The organism is Mesorhizobium sp. B2-5-11, assembly GCF_006440835.1.
Taxonomy (GTDB): Bacteria; Pseudomonadota; Alphaproteobacteria; order Rhizobiales; family Rhizobiaceae; genus Mesorhizobium.
The window spans coordinates 179,565-199,828 of sequence record NZ_VFUK01000009.1 but is presented as its reverse complement, the minus strand read 5'-3'; the positions used below and the strand labels follow the sequence as shown (position 1 = coordinate 199,828).

Sequence of the window (20,264 nt, the reverse complement as noted above, 5' to 3'; positions counted from 1 at the left end):
TGACTTCTCTTGATGTTCCAGGGATTAAGAAAGCGGCCGCTCGCGGCACTTCAAATATGGTCGTCCCGGACGTCCAGCGCGTCACGCAGTCCGTCACCAATGAAATTGAAACTGGTCACCGCGATGGTGATTGCAGCTCCGGGAATGATGGCCAGCCAAGGTGCGCTGCCCAGATATTGCTGGGCGCCGTTGAGCATGTTGCCCCAGCTGGGCAATGGCGGCTGAATTCCGTAGCCCAGGAAGCTGATGTAGGCTTCCATCAGAATGGCGCGCGCGACCGTCAGGGTGGAAGCAACGATAATGGGTCCCATGGCGTTGGGCAGTATCTCGCGGAACATGATGTGGGTGCCGCTCAATCCCAGCATGCGCCCGGCCAGGACGAACTCGCGTTCCCGCAACGAGCGGACTTCCGCTTCCACGATACGGGCAACCTCCATCCAACTGGTGAGGGCGATGATGACGGTGATCATCACAGGGCTGGGCTTCAGTGCCGCAGCCAGCGCCAGGAGCAGAAAGATCGAAGGGAACGACAGGAAGCCATCGACCGTGCGCATCAGCGTCGCCCCGATCCAGCCGCCGCGATAGCCGGCGATCACGCCGACAAGCGTGCCGACGAGGGTCGACAACACCATGGCGAAGAAACCCACCAGCAGCGAGATTCGTCCCGCCATCAACAATCTTGCCGCAAGGTCGCGGCCAAGCGGATCAGTGCCCAGAAAGTGGTGGCCCGTCAGCGGTGGGGCAAAGCGGGCCCGCAGATCGATATACAGTGAGTCATAAGGCAGTAGATGGGGGCCGAGCACGCAAGCAAGCACGAGGAAAATGATCATCGCCAACCCGAGCAGCGCCAGGCGGTGTCTCATGAAACGAAGCGCCGCGCGGTTGTTTGTCCATCGGCTTGGAGCTGCATTTGCGGTGAGAGCGGTCATATCGGCTGTCTCCTGTCGGGGAAGTTGCGCGCTCAAGCCAGGCGAATACGTGGATCGACAATAGCGACGACAATGTCGGCGATTAGGTTTCCAAGCAGAACGAGGATGGCCGAGAACATCAAAAGCCCCATCACAACCGGATAGTCGCTATAGCCAAGGCTATCCAGGAACAACCGTCCCATTCCCGGCCAGGTAAAGACGGTTTCGGTCACCAGAGCGCCGGTGAGAACACTGGGAAGCTGCATCCCGGCCAAGGTAATCATCGGCAAGAGTGCGTTGCCGACGACATGCCTCATCAGAATCCGCCGTTCGCTCAATCCCTTGGCCCGAGCCGTCTTGACGAAGTCCTGGCTGATGGCGTCGAGGGTCGCCGTCCGCATGTAGCGGCTCCAGATCGCGACATGGACCAGCGACAGCACGATACTTGGCAGGATCAAATGGTGGAGATATCCCAGGATCGAGGCATCTCCGATCTCGGACATATTGCCCGCGGGCAGCCAGCCCAGCTTCAGGGAAAAGATGTAGATGCCGACGAGTCCGAACCAGAAGGTAGGGACCGACAAAGCGATCATGGCACCGACAGTCGCTAGATAGTCGAATAGCGAGTAGCGGCGTGTGGCGCCCCGAATTCCAATCCAGGCGCCAATGGAGATCGCAATCACGGTTGAAGATCCCATCAGCAGCAGCGTGGCGAACACGTGGCTGCCAATGATCTGCAATACCGGCGCTCCGTCGCGGAAGGAGTGTCCCCAGTCGCCCTGCAGCAGCCGCCATGCCCAGTCCAGGTATTGGATCCATATAGGCCGATCGAGGCCAAGCAATCCCTTCAGCCGCTCGATATCCTGCTGGGTCATTCCGGGATCGAGCCCGAATTGCGCCAGTGGGCCGCCCGGGAGGAGGTTCAGAATGCCGAAGCCGATGATCGAAACGATCACAAGCAGCACCAGGCTCTGCGAGAGGCGATTGAGCAGGAAGCCGCGCATTCTGAGTCCTCCGTTGTGGGTTGGCGATTTTAGGCTGTTGCCGTCGCCGCAGTGAAATCCGGCGACGGCAATAGGATGGATCAGGCCTTCCAGCGCCAGTCTGCGGCATGCCACGACGCGGTGCGCGTGTTGGCATTGGGCTTGAAACCGTCCAACCCTGCCTTGCGTCCGAGCACGTTGGTGATCGCTAACAGCGGCAGGAAGGGCAGATCGTGACGCACCACTTCCTGCACGCGGTTATAGATCCCGTGCCGCTCTTCCTGATCGAAGCTGCGAGCACCCTTTTCAAGCAGGGCATCGACTTCGGGGTTGGAATACTGCCCGGTGTTCGAACCGTGCCCGCCTTGAGCAGCGATTGCCTTCGTATGGAGGCGGTTTGTGGCGTCGGGGTCCGCGGCAATCAGATAGGTAACGCCCACCATGGCGGTGTCGAACTGCGACTTCAGCCAGAATTCGCCCCACATGACCGCAGCCGGCAAGTTCGAGATCGTCATCTCGACGCCGATCTCGGCAAACGTCTGCTGCAGGAACTGCTGCGTCTGCTCGCGAAGATTGTTGCCTGACGTCGTCGAATTGGCAAAGGACAGTCGCACTCCATCCTTGGCGCGAATTCCATCCGGGCCTGGCGCCCAGCCGGCCTCATCCAGAATTTGTCGCGCGCGGTCCATATTGAATTCCTGCGCGGGCAGGTTCGGATTGTAGTAGTAGGACTCCTTCGGCATGAAGGTCTCGGTGAGAGTGCCCACGCCGTAATAGATCGTGTCAACGATCGCTTTCCTGTCCATTGCGGCGTAAAGCGCCTGGCGCACTGCCAGGTCCTTGAACTGCGGGCGCCCCAGATTGAGGTAGATCGACTCCACGGATGCGCCGGTCTCCAGTGTCACCACGCGGTCTGGCAATTCGCGGGCTTCAGCATAATGGTCGGCGGTAATGTAGGATTGATCGACCAGGTCGACGTCGCCGCTCTTGAACTGCGTGTAGAGCACCGTCATATCGGGGATGTATTTGAAGATGAGCTGCTCGACATAGGGGCCCTCGCCGGCATACTCGGGGTTGGCGACGAGCTCGATATGGTCGCCGGCTACCCGTTGGCTCCACTTGAAAGCGCCGGTGCCGATCGGCGCCTGGTTGAACGCCGCTGTATTCGGATCGCCCTCTTTCCCCAGGATGTGCTTGGGCACTATGAAGGTTTCGGCCAGGAACGACAGATAGGGCGCAAAAGCCTCCTTCATCCGCCAGGTGATCTCGGTGGGCGAAACCACCGTAATGTCCTGCACGAGCGAATGGCCGCTTGTACGCCAAGCGCGAAATTTCGGGTTGGTGATGAGCTCAAGGGTGAATTTCACGTCCTCGGCCGTGAAGGGCTCGCCGTCGTGCCAGCGAACATTGTCACGTAACCGGATGCGCCAGTTGAGACCATCCTCCGAAATGCCGCCGTTCTTCTGGCTTGGCACCTCGGCCGCGAGGTTCGGCTGAAGGACACCTTCGGCATCCATCCTGACCAACGCATCGAAAACCGAGAAATGGACCGCGTCATCGACTTCGATATGCGCCATCAGCGGATTGAACACCGTCGGCTCTTGTGAGAGGCCGACGACGACGCGACCGGCCGGGCCCGTGGCAGGGGTCTTGGCGAAAGCGGACTTGCCCAGAAGATTGGGCGCGATCAAGCCTGCAGCCCCCCCTAGCGCCATCAGTCGGAGTGCCTGGCGTCTCGAATAGTTGGATGTAGTCGTTGCATTTTTGGTCATCGTAGTTCCTCTCTTGTTATTTTTCATGCGTTTGCTGCAATGGGACGGGCATTGCCTGGCCGCTCCCCCGGAATCGCCGCCACGAGTTGGCGCGTGTAGGCTGCTTGCGGGTTCAGGAATATCTGCGAGGGCGGTCCGCGCTCGACGATCCGGCCCTTCTGCATCACGGCGATTTCATCGCAGATTTGGCTGGCGACTCGCAGGTCGTGCGTGATGAAGACCATCGATACGCCAGTCTCGCGCTGGATCTGGTCCAGAAGCTGCAGGATCTGCGCCTGGATCGACACGTCGAGCGCGGAAACCGCCTCATCGGCAATGAGCAGCTTCGGTTTGAACATCAGCGCGCGCGCGATGCCTATGCGCTGGCGTTGCCCACCCGAGAACTCGTGCGGATAGCGGCCGAAGGCGCCGACATCGAGACCGACATGGGCCAGGAGCGCCCGCGCTTCCTCGCGCGCTTGGGCGTAAGGCATTCCGTGTGCCACCGGACCGACCGTGATGATATGGCCGACCGTTGAGCGTGGGTTCAGAGACGCGAAGGGATCCTGGAAGATCATCTGGATCCGCGGTCGAAGTGGGCGGAACTTCGCTTCGGAAAGCTTGGCGATGTCAGATCCCTCGAACAAAATCTCGCCGCCGTCGCTGTCCAGCAATTTGATCAGAAGCCGGCCCAGCGAGGATTTTCCTGAACCGCTCTCGCCTACGACGCCCAGGGTGCGGCCTTGCGCCAGTTCGAACGAAACCTCGTTCACCGCCATCACAATCCGCTGCGCTCCGAATAGCGCGCTGCCGCCACGATAGGTCTTCACCAGACCTTCGACTTTCAGGATCGGCTCCTTGCTGGCGGCTTCCGCACGAGGGCGATCTTCGCCGGTCAGATGCGGTACGGCCGCGATCAGGCGCTGCGTATAGGGATGCTTGGGCGACTTCAGCACCTGCTCGGCGCTGCCCTGCTCGACGATGTGACCTTTTTCCATCACCACGACGCTGTCGGCGATCTCCGCCACCACGCCAAAATCGTGGGTGATGAACATCACGCTCATGCCCTTGCGGCGCTGAATGTCGCGGATCAACTCCAGAATCTGTGCCTGGGTGGTCACGTCGAGCGCAGTGGTTGGCTCATCGGCGATCAGCACCGTCGGCTCGAGCGCCAAGGCCATGGCGATCATGACGCGCTGTCGCTGCCCGCCCGAAAGCCGGAAAGGGTACTGATGATACATGAGTTCGGGGTCAGGCAGGCCCACTTCAGTGAGCAGCTCGATGGCGCGGTCGCGGCAGGTTTTTGGCGTGCCGTATCCATGCGCGGCCATGACCTCGTCAATCTGCGCGCCCACGGTCATCAGGGGATTGAGCGCCGAGAGCGGATCCTGAAAGATCATCGACACGACCCGACCACGCAGGTTGCGCAGCTTGTCGGGCGACATGCCGATGATGTTCATCCCCTCCAACTGTATTGAACCCGATGAGAGGCGGATCACCTTGGGCAGGAGCCCCATGATCGCGTTCGCCGTGACCGACTTGCCTGATCCGGACTCGCCTATGATGCAGAGGATCTGGCCGCGTTTCAGATCGAACGAGATATTCTCGACCGCATGGACCCGCTCCATCCCGGCCGGCAGGCTTACGGTCAGATCGCGCACCGAAAGCGCTATGTCATGGGGGGCAACAGCCTGGATGCTTGCGACCATCTGGATCAGATCCCCTTCAACCGAGCGGGTCCACGCTGTTGCGGACCGCATCATCGCCCTTTGAGCAGAAGCGCCTCACCGCAACAGCCGTAGCCTGGGCATCTCGACGCTTCGCACGCTGAGGCCGCGAGAGACGGGTTCTGCTCATCCAGGCCACTCCCTTATGAAAATCCGGCCGTGTACCGAACTGTGTTCCCTTTTCTTGGAGAACTCACCGATGGGGCAAACTGTGCCTTATCGGATGTCCTCTGGAGCCTGCCCGCCATAAAGAGGTTGGCTCCGTTCTTTCAGCCAGTTTGACTGTTCTGTTTCCGCAGAGTCATCGAAACTTGGCCCGCGAGCAGCACGAACTTCTGAAAAGAGCGTCCGAATTGGCATTTCACTCTGTTTGGCCTGATGATGATAGCGTGGGATAGGTGAGAGTCTGAGAGTGATTGCCCCAAAAATGAATGAGCAATGAGGCCAGCCGCCGTGCCGACCTGTCCAAGGCGGGCACGGCATTCCTTGTCACAGGAATTTGCACGATCCGCCGCGCCGGGATTTTCCGCATTTGAAATGGATTGGCACCCATCCAGGCGTTGAAGGTAGGTAGTAACCGGCGTCACCTGTACGAAGCCCGTGATGCGCCCATGCGATGCCTCATCAGGATGCCTGTAAAATGGTAGTGCGGAACCAAGCACGGCAAACTGTGCCGCTCATCGAGAAACTCTACCCGGCCTATCAATGCTCGGTTGCTGCTTTTCGATGCCGGTCGACCACATTCAGCTAGGCGAAGCTCGCAGGGCGCTCTTTCAAAGGTGCTGGGGGCTCAGGCCGCTGAACTGCGCTTGGAGCCACTCTGCGAGTTCAAACTCCACACCTTGCAGTTCACTCGACCCCAACCATATCAACCCATATTGACTGCCGTCGGGGTCAAAGCCAGCAGGCGCCGCCAGGCTTCCTCGTTCCACATCGTCAACCGCGAGTACGAGCGGACTGAGGGCTACACCCAAGCCTGCGGACGCTGCCTCGACGATCAGCGCGTGATTGTCGTAGTATCGCATTTCTGTGGGTCGACGCGCCGACGGATGGGTCTTCAGCCATTGCGCCCACGCGTCAGGTCGAGTCTTCGACCCGAGAGCGAGATAGTCGCCACGTTCGAACGCTGGCACCACTTCCGGCCTCATAACGGGCCCAACCGTTTCGGGGAAAAGGGTCCGGACGTTCCATGTCTCGGGCACAGCGAAGTCCAGCCGTCGAATAGCGAGATCGACCTGTTTCTTGCGAAATTCCACAAGCCCACCACCCACGGAGAGGTGGAGGGCCATGTTCGGATGCGCCACTTGAAGCGCCGCCAGGCGCGGAATAAGCCAACGCATGGCAACTGAAGGCTCGCAGGAGAGCACAAGGGCATTCTTCCCGGCATTGGCGGTACGCAGGCTTTGCACTGTGGTGGCCAACTCACCGAAGAACTTCCCGAGAGTCAGGTTGAGTGTCTCGCCAGCCGGGGTGAGCCGCAGGCCTCGCCCATTCTTTTCAAACAACCTGACCCCGATGTCATGGGCGAGTTTGGTGATACGGCGACTCACGGCGCCGTGCGTGAGCGCAAGCGAGTCTGCTGCAAGCCGGACCGAACCCAGCCGCGCTGTTGCTTCGAACGCTCGCAGGTCGTCGAGCGAAGGTATGTCCGAGCGATCCATCAGTGACAATCTATCACCGATTTCGTCAGAAACTATCGCTATTCATACTTGGCGACGTTTTGTTAATTGATGCATGCGCACCCATCATCAACCCAGCATAGCGGTCCTCGCCGATGACCTCACCAGCGCGGCAGATGGCGCAGCACCTTTCGTCGCCCGCGGCTTGACTGCATCGATCGGCAGACGCCAGCTTCCGAACCAAGCGGCAGCGGTAATCGCAGTCGATAGCGGTTCGCGGTCTGCTACTTCGTCGCAAGCGTTCGAGGCGGTCGCTCGATTGACCGCACGACTTGCCAGCCGTGCCGTGCTCTATAAAACGGTGGACTCCACTCTACGCGGCCACATAACGGAGGAGCTTGAAGCATGTTTTGCGGCGAGCGGCCGCAAATCGCTGCTCTTCGCGCCGGCGTTCCCCCAGGCCGGACGTACGACAGTGAGGGGCATTCAGTTCGTTGACGGCATCCCGGTGTCGGAAAGTGCGTATAGCCATGACCCCGTGCATCCCGTGCGGCATTCCGCGCTAGTCGACCTGGTCCCCAACTGCATCAAGAATGTCAGGCTGCTTGATGCAGAAACGCAGGAAGAACTCGATTCGCAGATTGCTTCCATCGAGGATCCAGAGTCGGTCCTTTGGGTTGGTTCTCCCGGAATGGCTGCAGCCCTATCGCGGCGTTTTGTGCAAGCGAAGACCCCACCGCCATTGCTCGATGGCATCAGTAGCGATGTCTTGGTCGTCATTGGGAGCGCAAATTTGCGCAGTCATCAGCAGGCAGACCAACTCCAGGAGGTCAGGGGCGTGATGCTGCTGCGCGGACCAAGGGCGCGCGAGGCGGACTCGGCAGCGGTGCTGCGCCGTATCGCACAAGACGCAGCGCAAGAGCTTCAAAGCCCACGCTTCGGCGCTTTGATCGCCACCGGCGGCGACACGATGGACGCGATCCTGGATCTTCTCAACGTCCGTGAGTTCGAGATCCTGCAAGAACTCGATCCCGGATTCCCACTTGGTCTCGCCAGGCTTGGCGATGGGCGCTCGCTCCTGTTCGCGATGAAGGCCGGTGGCTTTGGCAGTGACGACGCCCTGACGCGCGCCGTCGCGCGGATACGTGGAGCAACCCAATGAAGAACATTCCCCCGCTTGCTCTCACGATGGGCGACGCCTCCGGCATTGGACCGGAGATCGTGGCGAAGGTGCTTGCGAAGGGCGGCGAACGCGTCGTCGTGTTCGGCAGCTATGTTGTCATGCAGGATATTGTACGCCGGCTCGGGTTGAACATCGAGGTGCGACGCATCAACGCTGCCGATGCAGCTCAATTCGAGCCGCGGCGAATTGAAGTTATCGAAACCACCCGCATTACCGGGTCCCCACCAATCGGGCGTATCAGCGCGATCTCCGGGCAGGCGGCCTTCGACGCCATCGTTGCAGCGATCGCAGCAGCGAAGTCCGGACAAGTGAGCGGCATCGTCACGGCCCCGATCAATAAAGAGGCGATGGCCAGCGCGGGAATCCGCTACCCCGGCCATACCGAAATTCTGGCCGACTACGGCTGCGCCAAGCGCGTGGCGATGATGCTTGCGAACGATGACATCCGCACGGTGCTCGTCACGATCCACACGTCGCTGAGCAAGGCGATCGAACAGGGCGATTTCGACGCTCAGCTATCCGCCATTCGGCTCGCCCACGACGGTGGAAAAGCTCTCGGCTTCGCGATCCCGCGTGTCGCCGTAGCAGGTCTCAATCCGCACGCAGGTGAAGGCGGCCTCTTCGGGGACGAGGAAATCCGGATCATACAACCTGCAATCGACGCGGCCCGAGCCGAGGGCATCGACGCCACTGGCCCTTATCCGGGCGACACCGTCTTCATGCAAGCACGTCAAGGCCGATTCGATGTTGTGGTGGCACAATACCACGATCAAGGGCTGATCCCTGTGAAGTATCTCGGGCTGGAAAAGGGCGTGAACATCACGCTTGGCCTGCCGTTCGTCCGCACCAGCCCAGATCATGGCACGGCCTTCGACATCGCGGGCCGGGGGATTGCAGACCAGGCCAGCTTGGAAACGGCGCTTGCCTACGCCAAGCGGCTGGTAGCGGCGCGAACCAAAACGAACTAGATTCGAAAGGAACCACCACCGATGGGGTTACGCTTTATCTTCATGCTTACGCGCAATGACCGCACGGTTCCGGACGCGTCGCAGCAACTTCAAACCGCGCTCAGCTTTGGCGTGCGGCACATCGGGTTCAAAGACATCGGCGTGCCGATCGAGCAGCTGAAAGGCCTCAATGCAGCCATCAGGACGGGCGGTGCAACTTCCTATCTGGAAGTCGTGTCACTGGACCGCGAAAGCGAAATTGCTTCGGCAAAGGCAGCTGCCGCAATCGGCGTTGACGTTCTTCTTGGTGGCACGCGGGTCGACGATGTGCTGCCGATCCTCAGGGACACCGGCATCCAGTACTTCCCGTTTCCGGGTCGGATTGCCGGTCATCCGAGCGTGCTTGAAGGCGCCATCGACGAAATTGTCGAAAGTGCCAAGACGATTGCAGGGCGCGATGGAGTGCATGGCCTGGACCTGCTGGCATACCGTTCGGCGCAGAACGTGCCCGAGTTGATGAAGGCTGTCTGCGCTGCGGTCACCAAGCCTGTCTACATTGCAGGTTCGATCGACACCCCTGAACGAATCGCAGTCGTCCAAAGCGCAGGCGCAGCTGGTTTTACGATTGGGACTGCGGCTTTGGATGGCAAGTACCCGGCCAATGGGAATGACCTACCAAGCCAACTCACCGCGATCATTCGCGACGTCGCTGCCCTGAACAAGCACCTTTCGCCAATTCACAAGAAGAATTTGTCAATTGAGTTTGCCGGGCTGCACGCGCCTTGGGAGCCTAAAGTCGAGGTGCATGTCAACAACATGCAAATCCAGGTCGCCCTGTTCAAGGGAAGCTCTAACTGGTCATTTCGGCAGCACGACGATCAGCTGTTCTTCGTTCACCGGGGACGCCTGCTCATGAAATTTCGTGACCGTGAAGAGATCATCGAACCCGGAGAGTTCATCGTCGTTCCATATGGCGTTGAGCACAGTGCGGTGGCCTTGGGCGAGGAAGGATGTGAAGTGTTGCTGGCAACGTCAACCGCTCTACCCTGCTACCCACCCGCGGGAACTGATCTCGCACACTCTGAGCGATCCCAGTTGACTGCTTAGCACGACGGAACCGACTGCTAGGTTTCAGTGAAATCATGACGCAAGGCGCAAGAGCAATCATGACCGTGGCTATAGTGCTGCATCGCGCCGACGGCGCACCCGTTGCAAGCTCTTTCCGCAGGGCAGCGTTCGGCAAGGACGACCCCTTGGTGGGGCATCGCGAAATCGCCTGGGAAGGACCGGACTCGATGATCGTGGGCCGAACCAGCTTTATTGGTGAGCTCGAAGTCGCAAGCTTCCCCCACATCGAAACCATCGTCGTGGTGGAAGGAGAGCTGATCCCCACGGCGACCGGGACGGCCCGCTGGTGCTCGGGCCGCAAGCGGGCGTTGTCATCGGATGTGGCACCGCGCTTCGGATCCAGAGCGGATCAGGCGTGCGGTTTTCGTTCTGCGCAGCCGCTTGCGACAAACCGACGAAGCCCGGCCTTGTCCAACTGTTCGCCGACGCCGACATCAAGCCGTCTGCTTCGCTACCGGCCGAGGCCTTGCTTGGCCCGGCCCCGCAATGCCGCAGCGACAACGTCTTCTCCAGCGACGGCGCGGATTGCCATGCGGGCACGTGGGATTCGACCCCATAGGCCGCTTACGCAATCGACGCCCCTTCACACGAGATGGCTTTGAGGCTTCAGCCTACCTCCCCTCTGTGAGGTGGGACGCCAGCGAGCTTTTCACGCAATAATTTGCATGTCCTAAGGCTCACTAACCGCAGGATATTCCGTCCAGGCACACAACTCCGCAGCCTGTCTATTCTCGGCGCGGGTTAGAATGCTTCAGAGTAACCGGAGTCCCGTAGATGCCCGCGCCGCTAATGCACATCGAGTGCAGCCCTTCCCTGCCCCGCGAGGCGGACGTCGTCGTGATCGGCGGCGGCGTCGTGGGCGTGTTCACGGCGTATTATCTCGCACGCCGCGGCTTCAGCGTCGCCCTGGTCGAGAAAGGGCGGGTGGCCGCCGAGCAGTCCAGTCGAAACTGGGGCTGGTGCCGCCAGCAGAACCGTGATGCGCGCGAGCTGCCGATGGCGACCAAGAGCCTCGATCTCTGGGAGAAGGTGGCACAGGAGACTGGCGAGAACACTGGATTTCGCCGGTGCGGGCTCCTCTATCTCTCACAAGACGAAAATGAGCTGGCGGGCTGGGCGAAGTGGCGTGACTTCGCCGGGACAGTGGGCGTTACGACGCATGTGCTGAGCGCGGAGGAAGCCACCGAGAAGGGCAAGGTGACCGGACGCAAGTGGAAGGGCGGCGTTTTCTCACCGACTGACGGAACGGCGGATCCGTCCAAGGCAGTGCCGGTTGCCGCCCGCGGTATCATGGCGGCCGGCGGTACCGTCCATCAGCATTGCGCGGCGCGCGGGCTGGAGTTGAGCGCTGGCAGGGTCAGTGGCGTCGTTACGGAAGCGGGAACCATCCGTACGAAGACCGCGGTCATGTCCGGAGGCGCGTGGGCTTCCTCCTTCTGCAACCAGCTTGGTATGCGCTTCCCGCAAGCTGCCGTGCGTCAATCCATTCTAGCCGTGGCGCCAGGCGCAAGCGGCCTGCCCGATGCCCTGCATACAGCGAGCGTCTCGCTGACGCGGCGCAGCAACGGTGGATACACGCTGGCTATCAGCGGGCGGGCTCGCGTCGATCCAACGCCGCAGCAGTTCAGGTTCAGCCGCGAGTTTATCCCGATGTTCGCCCGCCGCTGGCGCAATCTCGCCCCGGGCGCCTTCGAGGGCTGGCGCCAAGGCCATGAAAGCCTGCGCAAATGGGGCCTTGACGATATTACGCCAATGGAACGGAACCGGATTCTCGACCCGAAGCCCGACATGGGACAGATTCGACTGACATATCGAAGAGCCTGTGAATTGATCCCCGAACTCCAGCGCGTCGCAATCTCCGATGCCTGGGCGGGCTATATCGACAGTACACCCGACGGCATTCCCGCGATCGGTGAAGTGGAGGGGATTCCGGGCTTCATCCTGGCGGCGGGATTCAGTGGTCACGGCTTCGGCATTGGCCCCGGCGCGGGGCATATGATCGCCGACATCATTACAGGCAGCGAGCCTATTGTCGACCCGCGTCCTTATAGGCCCGAACGCCTGAAGACCGCTGCGTGGGGCAAGGTCGCTGAATTCTGAGAAGATCAACTTACAGGTAACAATCGGTCGCACACGAGATTAAGGCTGCGAGCAGCCGTGCTGAAAACAGGGAAGTGACGATGCGCGAATACGAGATTGCCGCCATTCCTGCCGACGGGATCGGCCCGGAGGTGATCGCCGCCGGTCTCCAGGCGCTTGAGGCGCTGCAGCAGCGCTGCGGCGACTTCAAGCTGCGCGTCCAGCACTTCGACTGGGGCTCGGACTACTACAAGGCCAATGGCCGGATGATGCCCGAAGATGGAGTGGCGCAACTGAAGCGCTTCGATGCCATCTTCTTTGGTGCGGTCGGCGCTCCCGATGTGCCCGACGACATCACGCTTTGGGGTCTCCGGCTGCCGATCTGCCAAGGCTTTGATCAATACGCGAATGTGCGGCCGACCAGGATATTGCCGGGCATCGTTTCGCCGCTGGCGGGCGTTGGCCCCGGCGATCTGGATTGGGTGATCGTGCGGGAGAATTCGGAGGGTGAGTATTCCGGCCATGGCGGCCGTGCCCACCGCGGCCTCCCAGAGGAGGTCGGAACCGAAGTCGCGATCTTCACGCGCGTCGGGGTCACGCGCATCATGCGCTATGCATTCCGGCTGGCGCGGTCACGGCCGCGAAAGCTCCTGACTGTGGTTACGAAATCCAACGCGCAGCGTCACGGCATGGTAATGTGGGATGAAATCGCAGCCGAGGTGGCGCAAGAGTTCCCAGACGTCTCGTGGGACAAGATGCTGGTTGATGCTATGACGGTGCGTATGACACTCAAACCTCGCAGCCTCGATACGATCGTCGCCACCAATCTTCACGCCGACATTTTGTCGGACCTTGCGGGCGCGCTGGCGGGCAGTCTCGGCGTTGCACCGACCGCCAACATTGATCCCGAGCGGCGCTACCCCTCGATGTTCGAGCCAATTCACGGATCGGCCTTCGACATCGCCGGCAAAGGTATTGCCAACCCGGTCGCCACCTTCTGGACCGCTGCCCAGATGCTCGAACATCTGGGCGAAAGCGCAGCCTCCGTCCGGTTGATGAGCGCAGTGGAAACAGTGACCAGTGAGGGCGTGCTGACGCCGGACGTGGGTGGCACAGCGACCACGCAGGACGTGACGGACGCCGTCTGCCGGACGATCCGCAGTTCGAACGTGTGACAGGTTTGCGATGAAGCTCGACAAGATCGACATCAAGATCTTATCCCAACTGCAAAAGAACGGGCGGGTCACCAACGTCGAGCTTGCCGACCTGGTCAACCTCTCGCCGAGCCCTTGCCTGATGCGGGTGAAAAAGCTTCAGGCGGAAGGCTTCATTACCGGCTATTCCGCCCAGATCGATGTGTCCAAGCTCGGACAGACTCTAACGATCTTCACCGAGGTCACGCTCAAGCACCATCAACAAAACGACTTCGCGAGGTTTCTCACAGCCGTTCAGAAAGTGGATTCCGTCATCGAATGCCATCTGATTTCGGGCGGGTATGATTATCTTGTGAAGTTCGTCACAGCGGGCATAAGCGAGTATCAGACGATCATGGAGCGCATGCTCGAACTGGATATCGGGATCGACAAATATTTCAGCTTCGTCGTGCTGAAGTCACCGATCGTAAAATCCCATTTGCCTCTCGATGTCATTTTCGACAAATGAAAAGCCGCTCCGCGGTCTGAACACCTGGAGCGCGCGCCGGTGTTTTCTTCTGCTGAGGTCCCATAGCTGCAACTTGCTTGGCACCTGGCGGAATGCGGCACCACCCTGAGGGTTTGCTTCGTCCCCGCTCGGCGTCTGCCGCCTGGACGGGGGAGCTCCGGCGATGGCGAGGATCAGCCCTTCATCGCCGCCCGCACATCCTTGTCTTCGAGGGTTTGATCCAGCGTCATCCGGGTGCGTTCCAGGATACCATCGATTTCGTCGTCCGTGCAGCAGAGCGGTGGTGCAAAGCCGAGAATGCCGCTGTTGAAGGCGCGAATGACAAGGCCATTCTCCCAAGCGCGGTCGAAGATGCGGCGTCCCGGATCTGCCGCCGCCGGCAGCGGCGTTTTGCGCGCCTTGTCGGTCACCAGTTCGACCGCGGCCAGCATGCCGCGACCGCGAATATCGCCAACCAGCGGGTGATCGGCGAGCGAGCGGAGGCCCTTCATCAGGCGCCTCCCGGCCTTCCGGCCGTTCTCGAGCAAGCCATCTTCATAGAGACGCAGGCATTCCAGCCCGACCGCCGCGCTCACCGGATGGGCTGAGTAGGTATAGCCGTGGCCGACAGCCGTTTTGCCGGCCCCGTCCGCGATCGTATTGTAAACATGGTCGGTCATGAAGACGGCGCCCATCGGCACGTAGCCCGACGTCAGTCCTTTTGCCGTGGTCATCAAATCCGGCACGACCTCGTCTTCCTCACATGCGAACAGGGGCCCGGTGCGGCCGAAGGCGGTGATGACTTCGTCGGCAACGAACAAGACGTCGTGTTCTTTGCACACGGCGTGCAGTGCCTTCAGCCAGCCTGCCGGTGGAACCAGGACACCGCCCGAACCCTGGATGGGTTCGGCGTAGAAGGCCGCGACGCGATCAGCACCCAGTTCGGCGATCTTGTCCCGCAGTGCCGCGACCGATGCGTTGATGATCGCCTGCGGGTCGGAACCGACCGGATTGCGATAGGCGTAGTGCGAAGGTATCTTGTGCTGCCAGTCGTAAGGCACGCCGAAGCCAGCATGGAAAGCCGGAAGCGCGGTCAGACCTGCGCCAACCGTAGAGGATCCATGGTAGCCATACTCGACCGAGATAAACTGGTCTTTTCGCGGCGTCCCCTTGGCATGGTAGTAATAGCGAACGAAACGGATCGTGCTGTCAATCGCGTCGGAACCGCCCAGCGTGAAATAGACATAGTTCAGATCGCCAGGCGCCAGTTCGGCAAGGCGCGCTGCGAGACGAATGGCGGGCTCAGATCCTAGCCCGAAATATCCTGTCGCATAAGGAAGCTCTCTTAGCTGCTTCGCCGCTGCTTCGACGACGCTTTCTTGCCCGTATCCGATGTTGACACACCAGAGACCCGCGAACCCGTCCAGCAAGGTTTTCCCGCTTGCCTCGGTCACCGTTGCGCCCTTGGCGGATTTGAGCACCCGCACGCCCGTCTCTTCATGGCTCCGATAGCTTGAAAATGGGTGAACCAGATGTGCACGATCGAGTTCGATCAATGAGTTGGCCAGCATTTCTTCCTCCGATTCAGCCTAGCGCCTGACTAACGAGCGCATAAGTTTGGTGTGACCTGATTTCGACCTTCGGCTCGTCTGCGGTTCGTCGCATCGTGATGCCACCGCCGACGTGGGCCAGCCCGCGACGGGTGAGCCACTCGCCGAGAGCCGTGGATTCGTCGGTGTCGATACGGACAAACTCGCCCGCACTGTCGGCCAGCAGGAAGTCGATCAGGCATCTCGCTTCGTGAAGCTTCCTCCCCACCACCGGCCCAATCACCAGCCCTCGGCCAAACCGACGAACTGCGGCAAACGCCTGAACATTGCCTTCATCGCGAACGACGGCGAACTTCGCGCGCTCGCGCAACGAGCGCATGAGCGCCGACCGGTCATGACCAAACGCCGCGCGATCCAGAGCAACAAGGCGCGCGTGGTCGCCGTCCTTGCCCCATGACACATGTGCCGGTGCGTCTACAGACGGCGCCAGGCCCTGGTGTTGCACGATCTTGCCGGTCGCGACGAATCCCAGCTTCTCGTAGAGCGCGAGCCCTTCCTGCGTCGCCACCAAATAGCAGGTGCGCCCGCCTGCCTTGGCAAGCGCCTCCTCCATCAGCTTGCGACCGAGCCCGCGACCACGCATTGCGGCATCGACAATGACCATGTTGACGGTGGCGGCATCGTCGCCATAGGGCGTCATCAAGATCGTCCCCACCACGCGTCCTTCCTCCTGGACAACGACGCCTTGGCTGAGCGATTGCATCAGTTCCCAGTCTTCACGACGGTGCGGCCATTCAACATGACGTGACAATTCGAGAGCATCCCTCAGATGCGCGAATGTCATCGTTTCCAGCGTAATTTGCTGCGTGGTCATGGTTCAGTCCGGGCCTGAATTCTCTGAGCTCAAGGTAGGCTGCCGCAGACAGCAGTTCCTTCCGACCAGGAGCTGAGCGATAGGTGTTTTGACTTTCCTTTGCCGCCGGCGCCGCATGTTATGCGGACGGACAGCGGGCCGATCGCGCTCCCCTCGCAGACCGAAACGGTCTCGGGCGCAACTCTCTGCCAAGGCTCTACCGCGATACGAAACAATCTGCTTCGGGGCGCATCGAATGCGGCGACTCGTCTTGTTCGGCTCTCATTATGATCCTCGCTGTTAAAGGCACGCAGTGCCGAAAGATTGGAAGGATCGACGCCCATGACCCAGTTCAGACCGAAATACATCACTTTCGACTGCTATGGCACGCTGACCAACTTCGACATGGCCGGCGCGGCGCGACGCGTTTATGGCGCGCGACTATCCGCAACCGTGACGGCGCAGTTCATCAAGGACTTCTCGGCCTATCGTCTCGATGAGGTTCTTGGCGCCTGGAAGCCTTATAGCGAGGTCGTGCACAATTCCGTGGAGCGCGCCTGCAAGCGCAACAATGTGACGTTCCGGCCTGAGGACGCCCAGCGCATCTATGCGGAAATACCGACATGGGGTCCGCACCCGGATGTACCGGCGGGGCTGGCCAAGGTCGCCAAGGAGATTCCGCTGGTGATCCTGTCGAACTCCATGAAGAGCCTGATCATGTCGAACGTGGAGAAACTCGGCGCACCTTTCCACATGGTCATCACGGCCGAGGAGACCGGCGCCTACAAGCCGCATATGAAGGGCTTCGAGCACATGTTCGACAAGCTCGGCTGCGGCCCGGAAGACATTACGCATGTGTCGTCCTCGTTCCGCTACGATCTCATGACCGCCTATGATCTTGGCATCAAGAGCAAGGTCTGGGTGAATCGCGGCCACGAGCCCGCGAACCCCTTCTACGAATACACCGAGATCAAGGACATCGGCGGTCTGGCCGGCGCCGTCGGGCTGGAGCCCGTTCGTGAATTCGCCTGAACGTCTGTTGCCAGTGCAGTCGCCAAGCTGCGGCGCTCCCCACCTCGTTAATGATCACCGGTCGCAATACGGAGAAAGGGGCGGTTTTCACCGCCCCTTTCTTGTTGTTCCAACACTTTGGAAGCTGCAGGTGTTTCCACCTACTTCCTAGTTAAGCCCGCCAACATGAAGGGTCTTGACCTCGAGATATTCCTCGATGCCAAGCTGCGATCCTTCGCGGCCCACTCCTGACTGCTTGACACCGCCGAAAGGCGCAACCTCGGTCGAGATGAGGCCGGTGTTGAGCCCGACCATGCCGAACTCCAGCGCCTCGGCCACACGCCACGAGCGCTTGAGGTTCTCCGTATAGAAATAGGCAGCAAGGCCAAATGGCGTACCGTTCGCGATCGCGATAGCCTCTTCCTCCGTCTCGAAGCGAAAAAGCGGCGCCACCGGGCCGAACGTCTCTTCCGATGCCAGCAGCATATCGGTCGTAGCCTGTCCCAGCACGACGGGCCGTGCATATTGCTTGCCGTCCGGCACCGTCTCGCTCTGGGCGATGATCCGCGCGCCTTTCGCCTGTGCATCCGCGATGTGACGCTCGATCTTGTCGATCGCGGCCGAATTGATCATCGGGCCGATCTCAGTGCCGTCATCGGTCCCTGCGCCAACCTTCATTCGCGATACGCGCTGGCTCAGCTTTTCTGCGAAAGCCTCGTAAACGCCCGCCTGCACGAGAATCCGGTTCGCGCAAACGCAGGTTTGACCCCCATTGCGGAACTTGGATGCGATCACCCCCTCGACTGCGTTGCCCAGATCGGCGTCGTCAAACACGATAAAGGGCGCGTTGCCGCCGAGCTCGAGGCTGAGCCGCTTGATGCTATCGGCCGCGCCACGCATGAGCAGCGCTCCTACGCGGGTCGAGCCGGTGAACGAGATCTTGCGCACCGTCTCGTTGGCCATCAGTTCGTTGCCGATTTCGGTGGGCATGCCGGTGACAATGTTGATCACCCCGGCCGGAATACCTGCCCGTTCCGCCAGAACGCCGAGCGCCAGCGCCGAGAATGGCGTGAATTCCGACGGCTTAATGACAACCGTACAACCCGCGGCCAGCGCCGGCGCCACCTTGCGCGTGATCATCGCGTTGGGGAAATTCCATGGCGTGACGATGGCACAGACGCCGACGGCCTCCTTCAGCACCAGAATGCGGCGGTCGGGCGTTGGCGACGGAATGGTCGAGCCACCGATCCGGCGTGCTTCTTCGGCGAACCATTTCACGAAGGAGGCGCCATAGCGGATTTCACCGCGTGCCTCCGCCAGAGGCTTGCCCTGTTCCAGCGTCAGCAGCAACGCCAGGTCCTCTTCATTTTCCCGTATCAGGCTGTGCCAGCGTTCCAGAAGCGCTCCGCGTTCGGCATGGGTCCTGGCTTTCCAGTCCTTGAACGCTGCCTGCGCTGCATCTATTGCAGCCCTTGTCTCATCCCGGCCCATGTCGGGTACGGTTCCAAGCACTTCCAAACTGGCCGGATCGATCACATCGACAGTCGCGTTGCTGTGCGCATGCTGCCAGACATCGCCAATGAGTCCCCGCTGGCGAAACAGGTCCGCATCCTTCAGGAAACCAATCTTCGTTATTGCGTTCATGGTTCTTTTCCTCTGCTCTTTCAGCTTAATCCGGCCAGCACGGCCTGCGTGATTGCTTCAGTCCTGTCCTTGCCTGCAATCGTGCCTATCCCGCGTGCGGTTGCGGACTCGATTGCCGACATCACTTCGGCTGCCGCCTGCCGCTCGCCCAGATGCCCGAGCATCATGGCGCCGGACCAGATCGCGGCGATCGGATTGGCGATACCGAGATTTGCGATATCGGGTGCCGAACCATGGACCGGCTCGAACATCGAAGGCGCGCTGCGATCGGGATTGATATTGGCGGAGGCGGCGTAACCCAGCCCGCCCTGAATGGCCGCTCCAATATCCGTGAGGATGTCGCCAAAAAGGTTGGAGGCGACGATCACGTCGAGGCTTTCAGGCGCCAGCACCATGCGGGCGGCAATGGCGTCGACGTGGTATTGCGAGACCTCCACATCGGCGTAGTCCTTCGCCACCTCGCGCGTGACCTCATCCCAGAAAACCATGGAATGTCTCTGCGCGTTGGATTTGGTGACGGATGCAAGCTGTTTGCGGCGCGTCCGCGCCTGTTCGAATCCGAAGCGAAGGATCCGTTCGACACCCGCACGCGTGAAGATTGCCGTCTCGATCGCGACCTCATTGGCCGTGCCGGTATGAATGCGCCCACCGGCGCCGCAATATTCGCCTTCCGTGTTCTCGCGGATGCACAGGATATCGAAACCATCACGGCGAAGGGGTCCCCGAACGCCTGGCAACAGCCTGTGCGGCCGTATGTTGGCATACTGCGTGAATCCTTTGCGGATCGGCAGGAGCAGTCCGTGAAGCGATACGGAGTCGGCCACCTTCGCTGGCCACCCCACGGCGCCGAGGTAGATCGCATCGAATTTCTGTAGGATCTCGACGCCGTCTGGGGGCATCATCGCACCGGTTTCCAGGTAGTAGGCGCACGACCATGGGAACCTTGTATTCTCAAGGGCGAAACCGCCTCGCTTTGCCGCAGCCTGCAGCACGTCCCATCCCGCCTCGGTCACCTCCTTGCCGATGCCGTCGCCTGGGATGTGCGCTATCGTGTAAGCCTTCATTGAGGTCCTCCTGGAGACCGACGGGCACCGAAGGTCGCAGCTTGCTCAACATTGCAGCGACATTCGGCATCTCGTACCTGGTTTCATCAGAACAATAGTCGACAGCGCGCCGCATTTTTCGCCGAGAATGAGCCGCCCGACCGCGTCGAATCGCGTCGGGCGGAATCTGGAAAGTC

Annotated in this window: 16 protein-coding genes; 7 read left to right on the top strand and 9 right to left on the bottom strand. The window is 60.7% G+C overall.

Annotated features, from left to right (window positions below):
• Window positions 1–50: 50 nt before the first annotated feature.
• From FJ490_RS25485 to FJ490_RS25465, 5 genes are all read right to left on the bottom strand, one after another.
• Complete coding sequence (locus FJ490_RS25485) at window positions 51–929, bottom strand: ABC transporter permease (protein WP_140499530.1); 879 nt, start codon at window positions 927–929, stop codon at window positions 51–53.
• Window positions 930–961: 32 nt separating this feature from the next.
• Window positions 962–1,912, bottom strand: a complete 951-nt coding sequence (locus FJ490_RS25480) for an ABC transporter permease (protein WP_140499531.1) — start codon at window positions 1,910–1,912, stop codon at window positions 962–964.
• 80 nt (window positions 1,913–1,992) lie between these two features.
• Window positions 1,993–3,663 carry a peptide ABC transporter substrate-binding protein gene (locus tag FJ490_RS25475; protein ID WP_140499533.1) on the bottom strand — a complete coding sequence of 557 codons (1,671 nt, stop codon included), beginning with the start codon at window positions 3,661–3,663 and terminating at the stop codon, window positions 1,993–1,995.
• Between the two features lie 23 nt (window positions 3,664–3,686).
• On the bottom strand, window positions 3,687–5,351 hold the full coding sequence (locus FJ490_RS25470; protein ID WP_140499535.1) for an ABC transporter ATP-binding protein: 1,665 nt from the start codon (window positions 5,349–5,351) through the stop codon (window positions 3,687–3,689).
• 791 nt (window positions 5,352–6,142) lie between these two features.
• Window positions 6,143–7,030: a LysR family transcriptional regulator gene (locus tag FJ490_RS25465; protein ID WP_140499537.1), complete on the bottom strand. Its 888-nt coding sequence runs from the start codon at window positions 7,028–7,030 to the stop codon at window positions 6,143–6,145.
• Window positions 7,031–7,103: 73 nt separating this feature from the next.
• On the opposite strand from FJ490_RS25465, the gene FJ490_RS25460 reads away from it, so the two are divergent.
• From FJ490_RS25460 to FJ490_RS25430, 6 genes are all read left to right on the top strand, one after another.
• Window positions 7,104–8,150 (top strand): four-carbon acid sugar kinase family protein, encoded by a 1,047-nt coding sequence (locus tag FJ490_RS25460; RefSeq protein WP_140499539.1) that lies wholly within the window; start codon window positions 7,104–7,106, stop codon window positions 8,148–8,150.
• Window positions 8,147–9,139 carry a 4-hydroxythreonine-4-phosphate dehydrogenase PdxA gene (gene pdxA, locus FJ490_RS25455; protein ID WP_140523343.1) on the top strand — a complete coding sequence of 331 codons (993 nt, stop codon included), beginning with the start codon at window positions 8,147–8,149 and terminating at the stop codon, window positions 9,137–9,139. The genes FJ490_RS25460 and pdxA overlap by 4 nt, the downstream gene beginning before the upstream one ends.
• A gap of 21 nt (window positions 9,140–9,160) precedes the next feature.
• Window positions 9,161–10,225 carry a cupin domain-containing protein gene (locus FJ490_RS25450; RefSeq protein ID WP_140499543.1) on the top strand — a complete coding sequence of 355 codons (1,065 nt, stop codon included), beginning with the start codon at window positions 9,161–9,163 and terminating at the stop codon, window positions 10,223–10,225.
• 795 nt (window positions 10,226–11,020) lie between these two features.
• On the top strand, window positions 11,021–12,346 hold the full coding sequence (locus FJ490_RS25440; RefSeq protein WP_140555434.1) for an FAD-binding oxidoreductase: 1,326 nt from the start codon (window positions 11,021–11,023) through the stop codon (window positions 12,344–12,346).
• 80 nt (window positions 12,347–12,426) lie between these two features.
• Window positions 12,427–13,500, top strand: coding sequence for a tartrate dehydrogenase (locus tag FJ490_RS25435; protein WP_140523338.1), 1,074 nt, complete (start codon window positions 12,427–12,429; stop codon window positions 13,498–13,500).
• 10 nt (window positions 13,501–13,510) lie between these two features.
• Window positions 13,511–13,987, top strand: a complete 477-nt coding sequence (locus FJ490_RS25430) for an Lrp/AsnC family transcriptional regulator (RefSeq protein ID WP_140499549.1) — start codon at window positions 13,511–13,513, stop codon at window positions 13,985–13,987.
• A gap of 173 nt (window positions 13,988–14,160) precedes the next feature.
• Here the strand turns inward: FJ490_RS25430 and FJ490_RS25425 are convergent, their stop codons facing one another.
• Both FJ490_RS25425 and FJ490_RS25420 read right to left on the bottom strand, forming a co-directional pair.
• On the bottom strand, window positions 14,161–15,537 hold the full coding sequence (locus FJ490_RS25425) for an aspartate aminotransferase family protein (protein WP_140523335.1): 1,377 nt from the start codon (window positions 15,535–15,537) through the stop codon (window positions 14,161–14,163).
• A gap of 13 nt (window positions 15,538–15,550) precedes the next feature.
• Window positions 15,551–16,390 carry a GNAT family N-acetyltransferase gene (locus FJ490_RS25420; protein ID WP_140523333.1) on the bottom strand — a complete coding sequence of 280 codons (840 nt, stop codon included), beginning with the start codon at window positions 16,388–16,390 and terminating at the stop codon, window positions 15,551–15,553.
• A 321-nt stretch (window positions 16,391–16,711) separates the two neighbouring features.
• Between FJ490_RS25420 and FJ490_RS25415 the strand changes: the two genes are divergently transcribed.
• On the top strand, window positions 16,712–17,401 hold the full coding sequence (locus FJ490_RS25415) for a haloacid dehalogenase type II (RefSeq protein WP_140523330.1): 690 nt from the start codon (window positions 16,712–16,714) through the stop codon (window positions 17,399–17,401).
• 147 nt (window positions 17,402–17,548) lie between these two features.
• Here the strand turns inward: FJ490_RS25415 and FJ490_RS25410 are convergent, their stop codons facing one another.
• Window positions 17,549–19,024, bottom strand: coding sequence for an NAD-dependent succinate-semialdehyde dehydrogenase (locus FJ490_RS25410; RefSeq protein WP_140523327.1), 1,476 nt, complete (start codon window positions 19,022–19,024; stop codon window positions 17,549–17,551).
• A gap of 20 nt (window positions 19,025–19,044) precedes the next feature.
• On the bottom strand, window positions 19,045–20,088 hold the full coding sequence (locus FJ490_RS25405; RefSeq protein ID WP_140523325.1) for a tartrate dehydrogenase: 1,044 nt from the start codon (window positions 20,086–20,088) through the stop codon (window positions 19,045–19,047).
• Window positions 20,089–20,264 lie beyond the last annotated feature (176 nt).